At 69.2% G+C, this 17,425-nt stretch carries 11 protein-coding genes; 7 read left to right on the forward strand and 4 right to left on the reverse strand.

Annotated elements, in window-relative coordinates; all coding sequences use genetic code 11:
- The first annotated feature begins 33 nt into the window (after positions 1-33).
- On the forward strand, positions 34-1,257 hold the full coding sequence (locus tag K8556_RS20180; RefSeq protein WP_223741700.1) for a nitronate monooxygenase: 1,224 nt from the start codon (positions 34-36) through the stop codon (positions 1,255-1,257).
- On the opposite strand, the gene K8556_RS20185 is transcribed toward K8556_RS20180, so the two are convergent.
- The 3 genes from K8556_RS20185 to K8556_RS20195 all read right to left on the reverse strand — a co-directional run bounded on the left by K8556_RS20185 (position 1,254) and on the right by K8556_RS20195 (position 6,975).
- Positions 1,254-2,684, reverse strand: a complete 1,431-nt coding sequence (locus K8556_RS20185) for a serine/threonine-protein kinase (protein WP_223741701.1) — start codon at positions 2,682-2,684, stop codon at positions 1,254-1,256. The two genes, K8556_RS20180 and K8556_RS20185, sit on opposite strands and share 4 nt — an antisense overlap.
- A gap of 182 nt (positions 2,685-2,866) precedes the next feature.
- Complete coding sequence (locus K8556_RS20190; RefSeq protein WP_223741702.1) at positions 2,867-5,065, reverse strand: serine/threonine-protein kinase; 2,199 nt, start codon at positions 5,063-5,065, stop codon at positions 2,867-2,869.
- Between the two features lie 101 nt (positions 5,066-5,166).
- Positions 5,167-6,975, reverse strand: coding sequence for a serine/threonine-protein kinase (locus tag K8556_RS20195; protein ID WP_223741703.1), 1,809 nt, complete (start codon positions 6,973-6,975; stop codon positions 5,167-5,169).
- A 270-nt stretch (positions 6,976-7,245) separates the two neighbouring features.
- On the opposite strand from K8556_RS20195, the gene K8556_RS20200 reads away from it, so the two are divergent.
- The 4 genes from K8556_RS20200 to K8556_RS20215 all read left to right on the forward strand — a co-directional run bounded on the left by K8556_RS20200 (position 7,246) and on the right by K8556_RS20215 (position 13,303).
- Positions 7,246-9,606, forward strand: a complete 2,361-nt coding sequence (locus K8556_RS20200) for a GMC oxidoreductase (RefSeq protein WP_223741704.1) — start codon at positions 7,246-7,248, stop codon at positions 9,604-9,606.
- Positions 9,607-9,619: 13 nt separating this feature from the next.
- Positions 9,620-11,167: an FAD-dependent oxidoreductase gene (locus K8556_RS20205; RefSeq protein WP_223741705.1), complete on the forward strand. Its 1,548-nt coding sequence runs from the start codon at positions 9,620-9,622 to the stop codon at positions 11,165-11,167.
- Positions 11,157-12,263 carry an alpha/beta fold hydrolase gene (locus K8556_RS20210; RefSeq protein ID WP_223741706.1) on the forward strand — a complete coding sequence of 369 codons (1,107 nt, stop codon included), beginning with the start codon at positions 11,157-11,159 and terminating at the stop codon, positions 12,261-12,263. Before K8556_RS20205 ends, K8556_RS20210 begins: the two co-directional genes overlap by 11 nt.
- 131 nt (positions 12,264-12,394) lie before the next feature.
- On the forward strand, positions 12,395-13,303 hold the full coding sequence (locus tag K8556_RS20215) for an NADP-dependent oxidoreductase (protein WP_223741707.1): 909 nt from the start codon (positions 12,395-12,397) through the stop codon (positions 13,301-13,303).
- A gap of 9 nt (positions 13,304-13,312) precedes the next feature.
- Here the strand turns inward: K8556_RS20215 and K8556_RS20220 are convergent, their stop codons facing one another.
- Positions 13,313-14,929 (reverse strand): RluA family pseudouridine synthase, encoded by a 1,617-nt coding sequence (locus tag K8556_RS20220; RefSeq protein ID WP_223741708.1) that lies wholly within the window; start codon positions 14,927-14,929, stop codon positions 13,313-13,315.
- A 217-nt stretch (positions 14,930-15,146) separates the two neighbouring features.
- Here K8556_RS20220 and K8556_RS20225 point away from each other — a divergent pair, with 217 nt between their 5' ends.
- The gene (locus tag K8556_RS20225; protein ID WP_223741709.1) at positions 15,147-16,028 is read left to right on the forward strand and encodes a hypothetical protein; all 882 of its coding nucleotides are present in this window, start codon (positions 15,147-15,149) and stop codon (positions 16,026-16,028) included.
- Positions 16,029-16,411: 383 nt separating this feature from the next.
- A complete protein-coding gene (locus tag K8556_RS20230; RefSeq protein WP_223741710.1) occupies positions 16,412-17,419 on the forward strand; it encodes an SLATT domain-containing protein in 1,008 nt (335 codons plus the stop codon).
- The last annotated feature ends 6 nt before the right edge of the window (positions 17,420-17,425 follow it).

Raw genomic sequence — 17,425 nt, forward strand, 5'->3', positions numbered from 1 at the left:
CGTGGCGCGCTGCTAATCTTGAAGGCTCGGTACGTGAGCATCCTTTCGGGAGACGCGATGAACGGCGCGAACGACGGACGACCCGGCCAGCCCTCTGCTCCCTCCGAGGACGAGGCGCCGCTGGAGGCCGGCGAGTCCGATGGCGCGGGCCTGGAGGCCCCTCCGAGGTCGAAGCCCATCTACGTGTTGGAGGGCAACACGCTGAGGACGCGGCTGACGCACGAACTGGGCATCCACTACCCCTTCGTCGGGGCGGGCATGGCGTTCGTGTCCCTGCCGCCGCTGGTGGTGGCGGTGTCGGAGGCGGGCGGCCTGGGGGTGTTGGGCGCGGCGCCGGAGCCGCCGGGCGTGCTGGAGGCGCGGCTGAAGGCCATCCAGGCGGGCACGCGGAGGCCCTACGGCGTGGACTTCATCGTGGACCGGCTGGAGCCGCACGGCTTCACGACGCGGGACCACGTGGACACGTGCATCGCGGCGAAGGTGCCGGTGGTGGTGTTCCACTGGACGCTGCCGCCGCGCGAGTGGATCCAAGCGCTGCAGGCCGCGGGGACGCGGGTCTGGGTGCAGTCGGGCACGGTGGAGCTGGCGAGGCAGGCGCTGGACGCCGGGGTGGAGGGACTCATCGCCCAGGGGCGGCAGGCGGGCGGCCGCAACCTGGGCAGCACGCCGGCGTTGGCGTTGCTGAAGGAGCTCCGGAAGCTGACGGACACGGTGCCGGTGCTGGCGGCGGGAGGCATCGCGGACGGGTTCAGCGCGGCGCGAGCGCTGCATCACGGGGCGGACGGAGTCTGGGTGGGCACGCGGCTGGTGGCGTCCGTGGAGGCGCACGCGCACCCGCTCTACAAGCAGCGGCTGGTGGACGGGGACGCGGGCGACACGGCGATGACGACGCTGTTCGGGCCGGAGTGGCCGGGCAAGCGCATGCGGGTGATCCGCAACCGCGTGGTGCGCGAGTGGGCAGGGCGCGAGTCGAGCGTGCCGCCCACGGCGGAGTCGGAGGCCATCGGGACGACGCGGTTGTTCCCGGGCGTCCTGGACGTGCAGTACGTGATGCCGAAGTTCAGCTCGTTCCTGCCCACGCCGGACACGCAGGGAGACCTGGAGGAGATGAGTCTTCCCGCGGGAGGCGCGAGCATGGCGCGCATCGACACCGTGCAGCCCGCCGGGCAGATCGTGGTGGAGATGATGGAGCGCGCCCGGCGGTTGTTGGAGTCGCCGGAGGGGCTGGATGAGGCGGACGAGGAGGACCGGGGTTAGCGCGGGAGGAACTGCTGGTCGAGGTCATCTTCCCAATCGTCCAGCGCGGCCCTGGCCGCCGCATAGTCCTTTGCCGTGCTCGCGTACTTGATGGACCGCTCGAGATTGAGCAGCCGCGCCTTCAGCGCCGCGGCTTCTGGCTTGCTCGCGCTCCTGCGGAGCAACTCCGTGCGCAGCCTCTGGATGCGCTGACGAAGGTCCTTTTTCTGCTGGGAGAACTTGGGAGCCGGTAGAGGTGCGGAGGGCTCGGGAGGCTTGGGTTCAGGGGGCGTTGGCTCGGGAGGCTTGGGTTCAGGCTCCTTGGGATCCATTGAACCCGCATCGAGCACGGGCTGGACTGGAGGGGTCTGGAGCTTCTCCTCGACGATAGGAGGCACGGAGCGGAACCGGACGACGCCGGCCCCCACGCTCAGCAGCACCAGTGTCCCAAGCAACGCCCAGCCGATGCCCGGAGGTTGGCGGATGGCCTTGAGGGCCTCTTGCGTGCTGGGCGTATGGCTGTTGTCAGCCGCTGGGAGGGGGACCTCGGTCTTGGTGAGAGACGGCGCGCGAGGCTGCGCGCGCAGCGGAATGCGCTTCAATTGCTCACGCACCGCTTCTGCGGAAGGCGGCCGTGACGCGGGACTCTTCGCGAGGAGCTGAAGCACCAGCGCGTCCACGTCATGTGGCAGTCCCGGGAGGCGTGACGAAGGCAGCGGCGGCGACTGCTCCAGGTGCGCGAACATCACCTGGACGGACTCGCCCTGGAAGGGGCGCACGCCAGTGAGCAACTGGAACATCAGCACGCCCGCCGCGTAGAGGTCGGTCGCCGGCCCCACGGTGTCGCCGCGGATCTGCTCGGGCGCCATGAACTCCGGCGTGCCGATGACCATGTCATCCGCGGTCAGCGGCTTGTCGCGCGACTCCATCAACTTCGCGATGCCGAAGTCGACCAGCTTCACCGCGGCTGGAGTCGATGGCGTTTCGACGATGAAGACGTTGGGAGGCTTCAGGTCGCGGTGCACCACGCCCGCACGGTGCGCGGCGCCGAGCGCGGAGAGCATCTGGTCCATGACCCAGACGACGGACTCCAGGTCCATGGGGCGCTTCGAGCGGACGAAGTCGGAGAGCGACCGTCCCTGAAGCAGCTCCATGATGACGTAGGGACGCTCATCGGGGAGCGTCCCAAAGCCGAAGATGTCGATGATGCCCGGATGCCGGACGGCGTTGACCGCGCGAGCCTCCACCAGCAGGCGCTGCACCTGCTGCTGCGACACCATCTCGATGCGCATGACCTTGATGGCGACCTGCTTGCCAATCAGCGGATGCACGGCGCGGTACACCACGCCCATGCCGCCCGCGCCGATGCGCTCCTGGATGACGAACTCCCCCAACTGCGTCCCCAACAGAGGATCCGGAGGCGTGCTGACCCGCGATGGGGGGCGCATGACCTGCGTGACATCGTTTGGAGAGGAGCGGGAGCTTTTCATGGGGCGCTGGCGCGCGAACCATAGGCATGCGCTCCCAACGCATTCAAACATCCGCTGGCCAGCGGATCACGATGCGGAGGGGCCCCAGCACAGGGAGACCCACAGGGTCGTGTCTGACATCGCTTTGGGGGAAACAATGATCAGAGGGGGTATCGCACCTTCAGTTGCTCGACCCACTTGTCCATTTCTCGTTGGAGATCCATGCGCTCAGTAGCGGTCAGCTCCTGGGAGGCACGCTCATAGAAGTGCCGGAGGTCCCATTCCAGATCCAAAGAGCTACGAGCGCCCGATGTCCGGCGTAGGAACTCACGGGTGAACAGCTCCACCCGGCTCGCAAGCTTCTCCTCATTGGGTGTCGTTCTTCGCAGTTCCGGCAGGGGGCCGAGGGGATGCGGTCGTGACTGCGGTTCCGAAGGAGGGACAGGCTGTGGCTTTGGTGGCCCGACCAGGGCTGGTGCGGCGGCGCCCGGCGCTTCGGCGGGCAATCCCCGCCACTGATTGAAGCGCTTTTCCCATTCGTCGACACCCCCGGAGATGTCGGTCCTTTCGGTGCCGGTGCTGGCCTTGGCGGCCTGGCGCATGAGCCACATCAGGTCGTTTAGAAGCTCCTTGGGGGGATTTCCTTTCGGACTCGGGGCATGGAGCTTGTTGAACAGGTTGGTCAGCCGGTCCGCCAAGCGCTTCTGGGGCTCGTTGTCCCTGGGCAGCTCGGGCATCGCGGTACGGGGCTCGGCGCTCGCTGATGCGACGGAGGGTGTCGTCGGTGGCGCTGTCTGGGGCGAAGCGGTCGTTGCCACGATGGGCGCACCTTCCGACTCCGTCACGTCGGTTATCGTGGCCTTGGGTTGGCGATCGGGCGGCGACACTGGATTCTCATCGGGCGGGGACTCTGGAAGCCTCCGCGAGGGCTCCTCGCGCCTGTTGCTTCCCCCCTTACCAGGGGGGCGCGACCGCGATGTTACGCCTTCAGGTTCGGGCGAAACCTCTTCGGCTCTCTCCGAAGGTGTCTCCTGTGTGGAGGGGGGGCTGCTGCCCGCGTGTTGGGGCGTTTGGGGAGGGGGAGGCTGTTCGGTAGGAACGCCCGCGTCGGGATCGGGCTCGGACGTGACCTGCACGGGAGCCTTTTCGATGGGCGCGACCGGGCGGCTCAGCCACCACGCCCCAGCCCCCAGGCCCACAAGCAACGCCGCGCCTCCCAACATCCAGCCTCGGAGCGGTGGACGGAGGCTCTGAAGCGTCTCCGTCCCCAAGTCTTCAGCATCCGCGACCGCGACAGGCGTACGGGTGGCGACACTGGCCACGGCGGGCTTGGGCACAGGGGCCGGGCGCTGCGTGGAAGCCTTGGGCTTCAGGCCCGGGGGCCTCGCGAAGGACTGGGGACGCGACTCCGCGGGCACGCGCAGGAGCTGCTGCTGCACTGCCTCGGCGGAGGGTGGACGCAGGGCGGGGTCCTTCGCCAACAACTGGAGCACCAGCGTGTCGAGCTCCGGGGGAATCCCCTCGGCGCGCGAAGAGGGCAGGGGCGGGATCCGATCGACATGGGCGAACAGCAACTGGACGGGATCGCCCTGGAAGGGCCGCGCGCCCGTGAGCATCTGGAACGCCATGATGCCCAGCGCGTAGAGGTCCGTCGCCGGGCCCACCGTGCCGCCGCGGATCTGCTCGGGGGCCATGAACTCGGGCGTGCCCAGCACGGAGCCATCGAGGGTCGTCGGGCTCTCCCTGTTCTCCAGCAGCTTGGCGATGCCAAAGTCGACCAGCTTGAGCGTGGGGGCGGCGTTCGGCGACTCCACGATGAACACGTTCGCCGGCTTCAGGTCCCGGTGCACCACTCCCGCCCGGTGCGCCGCCCCCAGCGCGGAGAGGATCTGATCCAACATCCAGAGGACGGTGGGCACATCCAGCCGACGCTGGTCCGACAGCAGCTCGGAGAGCGGCCGACCCTCCAACAGCTCCATCACGACGTAGGGGCGCTCATCCGGAAGCTTGCCGAAGCCGAAGATGTCGATGATGCCCGGGTGCCGGATGGCATTGACCGCGCGGGCCTCCACGAGCAGCCGTTCATGCAGCCGAGGTGAGACGAGCTCCGCGCGCAACACCTTGATGGCGGCTTGTTTCCCAATGAGGGAATGGGTGGCCCGGTAGACGACTCCCATCCCCCCTGCGCCAATCCGCTCGTCGACCGTGAAGTCACCAATCTGCGAAGAGAGCAGCGGATCCGAGAGGGGCGTTGTCTCCGCCGATGCGGTCTTCCGCATGGTGAGCGTCGTCCCGTCGGGATTGGAAGGACGGTGGGTTTTCATGAGGGGATTGCGAGCGAGCGGACCATAGCCGCGCATTTCCCCTGATTCCAAACAACCCACCGGTAAGAGATGGCGCAATGGCGGGTCGTGAATGACTGCCGGGATGTGAAATCATACCCGCCAGCGATTGGCTCCGCTCACTTCGGGAAGCGCGCCGTCAGCCGCTCCTGCCACGCATCCAGGGCCTGATGCACGGTCATGCGCTCGGTGGCGGTCTGGGCCTTCGCGGCCTCAGTGAAGATGTCCACCAATTGCTTTGTGAGCTCGGGCGCGACGTCCTGGTTCTGCGTGCGCGTGCGCAGCTCCACCACCAGCTTGTCCATGCGCTGGGCCAGCTTCTGCTCGGAGGCATTGCTCTGGGGCAGGGTGGGGAGCTTGGGAATCACGAGCGCCGGGACCCGGGGCGCCACGGGTGGCGCGACGACGGCGACGACGGGAGCCGGGGGCGCGTCGTGCAGCGCGATGCGCTGGGTCAGCTCCTTCTCGATGTCATCCAGCGCGACATGGATGCGCGTCCGCTCGGCGTCCGTCTTCGCATCAGCGGCGGCCCGGTACTGCTGGAGCAGCCTGCCGCGCAGCGCTCCCTCCCCATCCACGTCCTTCGCCCGCGCCAGAAGCAGTTTGAACAGACCTGCCTGCCGCTGCTCCATCTTCTTCTCGGAGGGAGTCTCCGCCGGCAGCGGTGGCAGCTTCGTCGACTTCGCCAGGGTCGCTGTCGCGGTCTCCGCCTGCGCCTCTTCTTCGAAGACCTCGGGCGGCGCCTCGACGGGCTCCTGCGCCGCCATGACCGGCGGCGGCTCCTCCGGAGGCGTCGGCCTCGCGTCCACCATCACCTGTTCAGAAGGTCGCGACGGCGCAATCACTTGCACCAGCTCCGCCTCTCGCGCCTGCGCGCCCCACCAATACCCCACCCCCAGCAGCGCCACCCCGGCGACCGCCGTCACCGCGAGGGACACGCCATTCCGGCGCCCCGGCGGCACCGTGGCCGCAGGCACAGCCCGCGACTCCACGCTCGACGGCGGTGGCGCATCCGGCTCCGCGCTCACGGGCGGTCGCGCCAGTGCCCGGAGCTTCATCCTCACGGCCGTCGCGGTCTCGGGCCGCTTCGCCGGCTCCTTCTCCATCAACCGCGCCACCAGCTCATCGAGCTCCGGCGGGATCCCCTCCACCCGCGATGACACGCGGGGAGGAATCTGCTCCACGTGCGCGAACATCACCTGCACGTTGTCACCCTGGAACGGCCGGGTGCCCGTGAGCATGTGGAACGCCATCACCCCCAGCGCGTACAGGTCCGCGGCCGGGCCCACCTCGCCTCCGCGTACCTGCTCCGGGGCCATGAAGTCCGGCGTCCCCACCGTGGAGCCGTCCGCCCGCGCCAGCGCGTCGTGCTCCTGCATCACCTTGGCGATGCCGAAGTCCACCAGCTTGATCAGCGGCGCCCCGTCCGGCTGTTCCATCAGGAACACGTTCGCGGGCTTCAGGTCCCGGTGCACCACCCCCGCCCGGTGCGCGGCCGCCAGCGCGGCCAGGACCTGCTCCAACACCCACGCCGTGGTCCCCACGTCCATCCGGCCCTGCTCGCGCATCCGGTCCGCGAGCGACTGGCCCTGGAGCAGCTCCATCACCACGTACGGCCTGCAGTCAGGCAGCGTCCCGAAGTTGAAGATGTCCAGCACGCCGGGATGCCGGATGGCATTCACCGCCCGCGCCTCCACCAGCAGCCGCTGCTCCTGCTCCGGCGACACCAGCTCCGCGCGCATCACCTTGATGGCCGCGTGCTTGCCAATCAGCGGGTGCTCCGCCCGGTAGACGACCCCCATCCCGCCCGCGCCCACGCGCTCCCGGATGACGAACTCGCCAATCTTCGCGCCCACCAGCGGATCCACTGATGGCGTCGCTGGGACCTCTTCGTCCGTCACCACCTCCGGTGACCCCGCTTCTGGCAATCGTTGGCGTTCATGGGGGCCCTCAATGGTACCGGTCCAGGGCCATGACGTCGCGCGTCCAAGCGAGCCGTCAGGCCGCTCGGCCGCCACCCTATCCTAGCTGATCAGAGAATCCCGTTCTTCAGAGGGAAAAATGCTGATCCGCGGAGGGGGGCCGGCCTCAAGGAAACGGGGGGGACCCGTTGTAGAATCAGGTCCGTCCTTTCCTGGACGTTCCCGGGTCGCGCCTTCCGGATCCCTGCTCCCCAGGGACCGCACCCGAGGGGGAACATGGCACCGGCATACGACGCCCTGGTCATCGGCACGGGGTTTGGCGGCGCGGTGGCGGCCTGTCGGCTCGCGCAGGCGGGTTTGTCCGTGCGCGTGCTCGAACGCGGCCTGCGCTACCCGAAGGGCAGCTTCCCTCGCGACTTCGAGGACCCTCGCAACGGCTGGCTGTGGCAGCACCGCCAGGGGCTCTTCGACATCAAGCTCCTCAAGGGGATGAGCGTCGTGCAGGCCGCGGGGTACGGCGGCGGCTCGCTCATCTACGCCAACGTGTACCTGCGCCCGCCTCCGGACGTGTTCGCGTCCGGGTGGCCGGAGGGCTACAGCCGGGAGTCGTTGGATCCGTACTACGACCTGGTCGCGCACATGCTGGACGTGCAGCCCATCACCGCCGCCGCGCGCGGGCTGCCGCCCAAGACGAAGCGGATGCAGGAGGTGGCGAAGAAGCTGGGCCGCGAGGCGCAGTTCTTCTACCCGAACCTCGCCGTGCGCTTCGCCCCCGCGGGCGAGCCCCTGCCCAACAAGTTCGGCGTGCTCCAGGAGGGCTGCAACTACTGCGGCGAGTGCGACATCGGCTGCAACCGCCGCGCGAAGAACACCCTGGACCTCAACTACCTGGCCGTCGCCGAGCAGCGGGGCGCGGAGGTCACCACCCAGGCGGAGGTCACTCGCATCGAGCCCCTGTCGCCGGGCTACCGCGTCACCTTCACCGACCACGCCAGCGCCGGCATGCAGCGCACCGTGGACGCCCGCCGCGTCTTCCTGTGCGCGGGCGCGGTGAACACCACGGAGCTCCTGCTGCGCAACCGCGACGTGCACGGCACGCTGCCGGACCTGAGCGCGCGGCTGGGGTCGCGCTACTCGGCCAACGGGGACTTCCTCGCCTTCGCCTTCGACACGAAGGAGCCGTGGGACCCGGCGGTGGGCCCCACCATCACCACCGGCATGGTGGTGGATGAAGGCCAGGGCAAGGACAAGACCTGGTTCCTCTTCCAGGAGGGCGGGCACCCGGTGCAGGCCGCGGGGCTGATGGTGGCCATGGACCCCGACCGCGCCATGACGCTGCCGGCGGACCTGCTCCAGCGCGAGCTGGTGAAGGTGCTGCGCACGCGCTCGAAGGAGCTGGCCGCCATCGAGAACGAGCGCGGCCGCTTCCAGGCCGTGTTCCTGGCCATGGGCCGGGACAAGTCCAACGGCCGGCTGACGCTGTCGCCCCTCACCCGCGAGCTCCAGGTGCAGTGGGACGTGCCCGCGAACCTGCCGCTGTACCGCACGCAGGAGCAGCTCTGCGAGGACGTGGCCCGCGCGCTGGGCACGCGCGCCGCCTACAACCCGCTGTGGGAGCGGCTGCACCTGCCGGTGTCCGTGCACAACCTGGGCGGCTGCGCGATGGCGGAGGAGCCCGCGTTCGGCGTCCTCACCCCCGACGGCGAGGTGCACGGCCATCCCGGCCTGTACGTCATGGACGGCGCGGCGCTGCCGGTGGGCGTCGGCGTCAACCCGTCCTCCAGCATCGCCGCGGTGGCCGAGCGCAACGTGGAGCGGGTCATCCGCCAGGTGAAGGACGCGCCGAACTGGGTGGCGCCGGAGCGCGTGCCCGTGAAGGCCGCGCCCGCGTACCCGCCCCGCGTCAGCCTGCGGATGATGCCGGAGGCGGAGACGGTGGCCTCGCCGGTGGTGCCGGGGACGGATCCGCTGGGCGACGTGGTGATTCCGCCCGGCGGCACGGTGGCGTCCCCCACGCCGGTGGTGGGCCTGCGCTTCACGGAGCGGATGAAGGGCTTCCTCCAGCCGAACCATTCGTCACCGGAGGACTTCGCCGGGGCGGCGCGGGCGGGCCAGCGCGCGGGGCAGACGGCGGAGTTCGTCGTCACCATCACGCTGCCCAACCTGGACCGCTTCCTCGCGCAGGAGTCCCACGGCGGCATCGTGCAGGGCACGCTGCACGTGCGCGGCTTCACGCCGCCCGGGGGCGCGCCGGTGGAGAACGGCGTCTTCAACCTCTTCGTGGGCACGGAGCGCTTCTACGAGCGGCGCATGCTGTACCTCATGCCCTTCACCGGCGTGGACGGCCAGCCGTACCTCCTGGATGGCTACAAGGAGGTCAACGACGACGCGGGCTTCGACGTGTGGAGCGACACGTCCACGCTCTACACCGTGCTGCGCAAGGGGCACGAGCGCACCGGCCCCATCGTCGCCACGGGCATCATCCGCCTGCACCTGCCGGACTTCCTCCAGCAGCTCACCACGTTCTCCGTGCTGGGCACGTCCTCGCCGCTGAAGCAGGCGGACGCGCTGAGGCGCTTCGGCGGCATGTTCATGGGCACGCTCTGGGACGTCTTCGCCCGCGCGAAGTTCGACTGAGGGGGGACACAGCATGGGCATGGCGAAGAAGTACGACGTGGTGGTGGTGGGCTCCGGCTTCGGCGGCTCCATCACCGCGCTCCGGCTGGCGCAGGCGGGCAGGTCCGTGGCGGTGCTGGAGCGGGGCCGCCGGTACAACCCGGGCCAGTTCCCCCGGGACGTCACCCGCGCGGATGAGCTGCTCTGGCGCCACCCCCTCCGCCCGGAGGCGCGCGGGCTCTACGACGTGCGCTTCCTGTCCGGCATCGGCACGGTGACGGCGAGCGGCGTGGGCGGCGGGTCGCTCGTCTACGCCAACATCCACGTGCGGCCGGACCCCATCGTCTTCGACCACCCGCGCTGGCCCCGGGGCTTCAGCCGCGAGGCCCTGGACCCCTACTACGACAAGGTGGCGCGCGAGCTGGACGTGAAGCCGTTCCCCGCGTCGGAACCGCTGCGGAAGCGCGACCTGTTCCAGCAGGCCGCCCGGCGCATGGGCCGCCAGACCTTCGACCCGGACGAGGCCGTCTCCTGGACGGAGCCCTCCGCCCCGGGCCGCAAGGCGTGCCAGCGCTGCTCGGAGTGCGAGTTCGGCTGCCAGTACGGCGCGAAGAACACCCTGGACCTCACCTACCTGGCGCGAGCGGAGAAGCTGGGCGCCACGGTGTGGCCGGGCCTGTCCGTGTCCCACGTGCAGCGCGTGGCGGGCGGCTACCGGGTGCACTTCAAGGACCTGGCCACCGGTGAGAAGTCGTCCGTGGAGGGCAGCCGCGTGGTGCTGTCCGCCGGGTCGCTGGGCACGGTGGAGATATTGCTGCGCAGCCGCGACCGGGCCCGCACGCTGCCGCTGGTGAGCGACTGGCTGGGCAGGGGCTACTCCGGCAACGGCGACTTCCTGGGCTCGCTGCACGGCAGCCGCGAGGAGATCCTCCCGTGGGAGGGGCCGGACGTGGCCACGGTGATGCGCTTCTTCGACGCCGCGCCGCGCTTCACGATGGTGACGGCCACGTTCAACCGGCCGGCCACGGAGGTGCTCGCGGGGCTGGGGCAGCCGAGGCTGGGCCTGCTGGGCGGCGTGGGGGCCCCGCTGTGGCCGAAGCTGTGGCCGCTGCTGCACGGCGCGTTCGCCAAGGGGCTGTTCAACAAGCCGCTGGGCACCGGCGTGGACGCGGCGCGCACGAGCAACCTCTTCGCCATCGGCCAGGACAATGCCAACGGGCACATGGTGCTCAAGGGCGACCGGCTGGACATCGAATGGGACTACGCCAACGAGAACGTGGCGCTGGTGAACCGCATGACTTCGGCGATGCAGGAGCTGGCCTCGCAGTATGGCGGGACGTTCGCGCCGCTCGTCACGTGGGAGCTGTTCCGCCGGCCGTTCACGGTGCACTCGCTGGGCGGGGCGCACCTGGCGGAGTCCCCGGCCCGGGGCGTCGTGTCGACGGAGGGCGAAGTGTTCAACTACCCCGGACTCTACGTGGCGGATGGCTCGGTCATCCCCACGTCCATCGGTTTCCATCCGGTGATGACCCTCAGCGCGGTGGCCGAGCGCATCGCGGAGGCGGTGGCCCATGGCTTTTGATTACCGAAGCAGCGCGGCGGTGTCCCGGACGCGCTCCCAGGACGTGACGCTCCAGGGACTGCCCCTGGCGGAGCGGTACGACTTCCTCGCGGGCGACGGCGTGCCCCTGAAGCTCACCCGCTACGTGGGCGGCACGAAGGGGCCGGTGCTGCTGGTGCACGGCGCGGGCGTGTGGAGCGGCATGTTCATGCTGCCCACGCTGAAGGAGAACTTCGTCCAGTACCTGGCGCGCCACGGCTACGACACGTGGCTGCTGGACTGGCGCGCCAGCGTGCAACTGCCCCTGCGCCAGTTCACGCTGGACGACGCGGCGGACCACGACATGCCCGCGGCGGTGCGGCGCATCCGTGAAATCACCGGCGCGGAGTCGGTGCAGGCGGTGGTGCACTGCGCGGGGTCCGCGGCGTTCTTCATGTCCATGGCCGCGGGCCACCTGCCGGACGTGCGCACCGTGGTGGCGTCGCAGGTGGCGCTGCACCACCACACGCCGGCCTCCACGCGCTTCAAGGCGCTGCTGCGGGTGCCGGAGCTGCTGGACGCGGGGCTGGACTCGCTCACGCCGGATGAGGCGTCCCGCACGCCGCTGTTCCAGGCGGCCTTCACGAAGGTGTCCAGCTTCCTGCGGATGGAGTGTGACAGTCCGGTGTGCCACCGGCTGTCGTTCATGTACGGCCGGCTGTACCGGCACGCGCGCCTCAACGCGGAGACGCACGCGCGGCTGGAGGAGCAGTTCGGCCGGTGCAACCTGCTGACGTTCCGGCACCTGGGGCAGATGTCGCGCGGCGGCCACGCGGTGAAGTTCGACTTCGGCCGCGCGGAGAACCTGCGGCGCTACGGGCAGGCCCGGCCGCCGGACTACCTGGACCCGGAGCCCTTCCAGCGGCCCATCACGTTCGTCTCCAGCGAGCAGAACCGCACGTACCTGCCGTCCTCCACGGAGCGCACCTTCCAGTGGCTGCGCGAGGCGAACGGCGCGCGCTGGTACCAGCGCCGCATGCTGCCGGGCTACGGCCACCTGGACACCTTCATGGGCAGCACCTCCGCGGACGACACGTACCCGGTGCTGCGCGAGGCGCTGGAGTTCCAGCCCCGCTGACCGGCCGCCGCCGTCCAGGGGAGCAGGAGGCGGAGCGACCGGTCGCCGACGATGGCGGCCCCTTCGCCGGTGCTTACCGTTGGGCCGACGTTGGAAGTCTCTTCCCTCGCTCGGTGGACGTGGAGGCCCGGATGAAAGCGGTCGTGCTGAAAGGCTATGGAGACGTGGACGTGCTCGCGGTGCAGGACATGCCCGAGCCGAAGGTGGGGCCGGGCGAGGTGAAGGTCCGCGTCACCGCCGCGAGCATCAACCCGGTGGACTGGAAGATCCGCCGCGGGGACATGAAGGGGCGGATGGAGCTGAAGTTCCCGGTGGCCATCCTCGGGCGAGACGTGGCCGGTGAGGTCGTGGAGGTCGGCACGGGCGTGGAGGCCTTCGAGCCGGGCGACCGCGTGATGGGCCTGGTGACCGCGGGCTACGCGGAGACGGTGGTCGCGCCCACGGAGGCCTGGGCGAAGGTGCCCGAAAACCTGGACCTGAAGGACGCCGCCGCGCTGCCGCTGGTGACGCTGACGGGCACGCAGCTCATCGAGGAGCACGTGCAGCCCTCGCAGGGGGACACGGTGCTCATCACGGGCGCGCTGGGCGCGGTGGGGCGCTCGGCCGTCTTCGCGGCGCGGGCGCGGGGCGCGCGCATCTGGGCGGGCGTGCGCAAGAGGCAGGTGGAGGAGGCCCGGAAGCTGGGCGTGGACGGCGTCGTCGCGCTGGATGATCCGAAGGACGTCGCGAAGCTGCCCACGCTGGACGCGGTGGCGGACACGGTGGGCGGTGAGGCCGTGGCGGCGGTGCTCGGCAAGGTGAAGCACGGCGGGACGGTGGGCACCGTGGTGGGCGAGCCGAAGGGCGCGAAGGAGAAGGGCCTCGTCGTGCGCAGCTTCCTGGCCCATCCGGATGCGCACCGGCTCGCGCAGCTCGCCGTGAGCGCGGCGAAGGGCGACCTGGTGATTCCCATCAGCCGGACCTTCAAGCTGGACGACGCGCGCGAGGCCCAGAAGGTCGCGGAGCAGGGCGGCGTGGGCAAGGTGCTGCTCGTCAACTGACGCGGGCGTTCAGAACGGGGCGGCGCGGGTGAAGGACACCCGCTGCCCCGTCGCCGGATGCAGGAACGACAGCGTTTCGGCGTGCAGGTGCAGGCGCAGGCCCGCGTGTCCGTACAGCGGGTCTCCCACGATGGGCGCGCCCAGGCCCTGGGGATGCGCCGCGTGGACGCGGAGCTGGTGCGTGCGGCCGGTGCGCGGATGGAAGGCCACGCGCGTGTGGCTCGCCGCGCGGTGGAGGACCTCCCAGTCGGTGACCGCGGGCTTGCCGTGGACGGGGTCCACGATCTGCCGGGGGCGGTCGTCCAGGTCCACGCGCAAGGGCAGGGTGATGGTGCCCGCATCGCCGCGCACGGGACCGTCGATGAGCGCCACGTAGCGCTTGGCCACGTCGCGGTGGAGGAACTGGCGTTGAATCGACGCGTGCGTGCGGCTGTCCAGCGCGGCGACGAGCAACCCGGACGTGTCCAGGTCCAGCCGGTGCGCGAGCAACGGCCCCGTGGCGTGGGGGTAGCGCGCGCGCAGGCGGGTGAGCACGGAGTCCAGGAGGGAGGCCTCCCGGCCCGGCACGGACAGCAGGCCACACGGTTTGTCGATGACGACGAGCCACGCGTCCTCGAAGACGATGGAGAGCTCCGGCGTGGGCGCGGGCGGCGGGACGAAGACGCGCGGCGCGGAGACCTCCAGGCCCTCCAGCATGAAGGGGAGCAGGGGGCCGCACTTGTCCCGGCACGCCGGGTAGAAGGCGCCCTGGATGCGGCCACCGGACGCGGGCGGCGTGCCCCACCAGAACTCCGCGAGCGCCACGGGCTGGAGCCCGTGCGCGAAGGCATGGGCGAGCAGCTTCGCGCCCGCGCAGTCGCCAGCGCCGGAGGGGGGCTCCGCGCCGCCGTAGAGCGAGCGCAGGGGGCGGGTTTCGCCTCGGGCGTTGGTGATGGCGTAGGTGTCGTGGAACTGCTTCATGAAGCCGCGTGAGACGATGCGGCGCAGGCGGTCCAGCGCGCGCACGCGGCGCTCCGCCTTCGCGCGGGCAGGGGCGAGGATGCGCCGGGCCTCTTCCTGCGCCGCGTCCCACCGGCGCTTCTCCGCCTTGTCGCCCCGGCTCTCCTGGTCGAGCGCGTGCAGTGCCTGGGCGCGCTCGGTCTCCGTGAGCGCGGATGGGGGCGAGGCTTGCGGCGACTGTGGCTCTTCGCCCAGAGAACCCGTGCGTAAGGGCATGGCCAGGATGGCCGCCCGGCGTTCGTGACGTTGGCGGCGCCGGGCGTCGTGGCGCAGGCGCATGGCTTCGCGCTCCATGGCCTCACGGGACTGACGGGCGTCATCGTCCTCGCGCAGGCGCCGCAGTTCCTCGGAGGTGCTCCAGGCTTCGGCGCGGGCCAGCAGGGACTTCACCGTGGCGTCGGCCACGGGCTCCACGCGGGCGCGTGCCTCGCGGTCGAAGATGGGCGGCACGAAGCCCGGCACGTCCCAGCGCCCCGCGAGCATCGCGGAGAAGGCTCGCAGCACGCCGAAGGTTCCATCCTGCTTCCGCACCACGAGCACGCCGAACATCTTTCCGCCGTCAGGCCCCTGGAGGATGGAGCTCGGGAGCCCCGGCGCGATGAGCCCTTCACGAAGTGCGGCCTGCATCGACTCCGCGGCCCGGCGCGCGAGGGCGTGCGGGCCCAACGCGTCGAAGGGGCTCGGGAACGCTGCTGGAACTTCATCCGCCCGGGGCGCCGGTTCGAGTGCGGTCAGATGCGGGGCCACGGCGCCGGAGTAGCACGAAATCGCACGCGGGCCGCATCGGTCGTGAAGGCCTGGCGGGCAGGCTGGCTGCCATTGCATGGCCATGTCAGGATTCCGGGTGCGACTCATGCTCATGCACCCTTCATTCGCGATGCTGCTCCCACTCCTCCGGGGCGCCGTGCTCCTGGCGATCCTCGCCACGACCCCGGCGGCGGCTGAAGCGCCAGCGTCCTCCTCGCTCCCCAGCAAGGTCAGCCAGGACGCATGTCCACCGGCGCTGCGCGTCGTGGTGGATCCCCAGGAGCTGAAGAAGCAGGTGCGCGCCGCGAAGACGACCGCCGGCTTGCGGAAGCTCCTCCACCCGCTGGGATTGGACTCCCCGTGGGAGCGGCAGGAGTGCCTGAAGGAGGAGGGACCGGCGTCCGCGCAGCTCGACGTCTTCCGTGCGCGCATCCTGTCCGCGGACGCGCAGGACTTCGTCCTCCAGGTCCGGGGACAGGTGTGTGACGGAATGAAGCTACTGACCGGGGTGGTGCTTCATCCGCTCAGCGGCAAGAACAGCTTCTGCGCCACCCCGATGGGTTTCCTGCCGGGCGTGGTGGAGAGCCAGGCCTTCCGCGTCGTGTTTTCCTTCGAGAACCTCACCGATCCGGTGCGGCAGGTCTTCCGTGTCGAGGAGACCGACGCGGACTCGCGCAACGAATACCAGACGCTGTCGTACTGGGAGGCGCAGGAAGGCGCGTTGCGCTCCATCTTCACCATCGAGTCGGGAAGCCACATGGGCTTCGTCCATGGCTCGACCGAGGTGAAGGTCACCCCGGTGGGCGATGCGTTCCCACGCTTTCTCCAGATCAAGGAGTCCAGCCGGGACTGCGGCAAGTTCATCTACATGCCCTCGGGCGAGAGTGTCTATGAGACCAGTTGCACGGACGCAGAGAACGAGGTGCGCATGTGCTACCGCAAGTCACCCGGTGCATCCGGGGGCTACGACAAGTGCTAGGCCTATGATCGGGTGAATTCCGTGGGTTGGTGATGGAGTTTCACTCGGGCCTTCGGCACGGTGAATCGCCAGCGAATCCGGAGTTGGTGGCGGTTTGCCAACTTTTGCCATTCCTGGGTTTCGCATCGGGGTTTCCAGTATGGGTGATAGGTGGTCTTTCGTCGGCCACATCATCGCGCGGCTATTCCACTAGCAGCCATACCTCTTCCAGCCCTCCTAAAGGTAGTGGCGCACCGCGGAGGCAACAGTGGGGGGCACGCAAGGCGACTCCCGGCGCTCGCCTCGGCAACCGCCTGTTCGAACCGCTGCTGATGGCTGTTCATTCCGCCGGTGCAATGGGGTGCTTATGGTTCATCCAAAAGGCTGTAGTCACGGATGCCTCAATGGGCGAGCAGCATGGGGCACTGGAGGGAATGATGGCAAAGAACCTTGAAACGACACAGTCGAAGCCACCGGAATGGAGGCCTGACAACCTTCAGGCTTCGCTCGACCGACTGTACGCCTGGGTGGATGAACAGACGAGCTCGGTCGTTCGCTGGTATTACGAAAACAAGGCATGGAAGTCGATCGCTTCTCGCTCCCTGCGATTGCTGGCAATCGTCTTCGGGGCAGCGGGCGCCCTGATCCCGATGTGCTCAATAATAATAGGCGGAGATGAACATCAGACGTTGATGGTGAATCAAGTCGGATACATTGTGCTTGGTCTTGCCGCGCTCTGCATTGCGCTCGATCGATTTTACGGATACTCGACAGGCTGGATGAGATACATCCATACCGCACTCATGATCGAAGGATTACAGGAGACGTTCCGCCTGGAATGGTCGAAACTCAGGGCGGAGCAAGGCACCCAGTCGATCGACACGGCACGACTTGAGAGGTTTGTGGCGCTCATTCAGAGGTTGGTTGTTGCGGTGCGGGCACATGTGCAGAAGGAGACGGAAGACTGGATGGCCGAATTCCAATCGAGCCTCGTTCAACTGGAGCAGGAGACTGCACATGCCTGGGAGGGGGCGCACGCGGAGGCGCGCAAGAATGCCGAAGCGATCGAGGCCGTGAGGCTCGCCGAAAGCGAGGAGCAGCGCCCTGGTGCTATCCAGATAACTATCGTGGGCAATGGAGCCTTCGATGAGGGGCTGCAAGTGGAACTCGATGGCAAGCCGCACCTCGACCACGTAACGGGCACGACGTGTGGCATCGCCAAAGTTCCTCCTGGGCTTCACGAGGTGGCGCTGGCAGGGCTTGTGAGCGGAAAATGGAGGCTCGCTTCGAAAGTAGTCGCCGTCGAGCCGAACCAGTTGGCGACCGTCTCGTTGGAACTAGTACCACTTAGTCGGTTGTTGAAGCCGCCGGTCGATCATGATCTACGGTCGCGATGGACCGGCGGACGCTGAAGCGAC

The sequence above is a fragment of the Corallococcus sp. AS-1-12 genome, assembly GCF_020036995.1.
GTDB lineage: Bacteria > Myxococcota > Myxococcia > Myxococcales > Myxococcaceae > Corallococcus.

What these genes read in the sequence shown, in the direction of transcription:
- K8556_RS20185 (WP_223741701.1), bottom strand. Translation starts at nt 2,684, where the DNA reads ATGCGCCCCCCATCGCGGGTCAGCACGCCTCCGGATCCTCTGTTGGGG.
- K8556_RS20190 (WP_223741702.1), bottom strand. Translation starts at nt 5,065, where the DNA reads ATGCGCGGCTATGGTCCGCTCGCTCGCAATCCCCTCATGAAAACCCAC.
- K8556_RS20200 (WP_223741704.1), top strand. Translation starts at nt 7,246, where the DNA reads ATGGCACCGGCATACGACGCCCTGGTCATCGGCACGGGGTTTGGCGGC.
- K8556_RS20205 (WP_223741705.1), top strand. Translation starts at nt 9,620, where the DNA reads ATGGGCATGGCGAAGAAGTACGACGTGGTGGTGGTGGGCTCCGGCTTC.
- K8556_RS20210 (WP_223741706.1), top strand. Translation starts at nt 11,157, where the DNA reads ATGGCTTTTGATTACCGAAGCAGCGCGGCGGTGTCCCGGACGCGCTCC.
- K8556_RS20215 (WP_223741707.1), top strand. Translation starts at nt 12,395, where the DNA reads ATGAAAGCGGTCGTGCTGAAAGGCTATGGAGACGTGGACGTGCTCGCG.
- K8556_RS20220 (WP_223741708.1), bottom strand. Translation starts at nt 14,929, where the DNA reads ATGCAGGCCGCACTTCGTGAAGGGCTCATCGCGCCGGGGCTCCCGAGC.
- K8556_RS20230 (WP_223741710.1), top strand. Translation starts at nt 16,412, where the DNA reads ATGGGCGAGCAGCATGGGGCACTGGAGGGAATGATGGCAAAGAACCTT.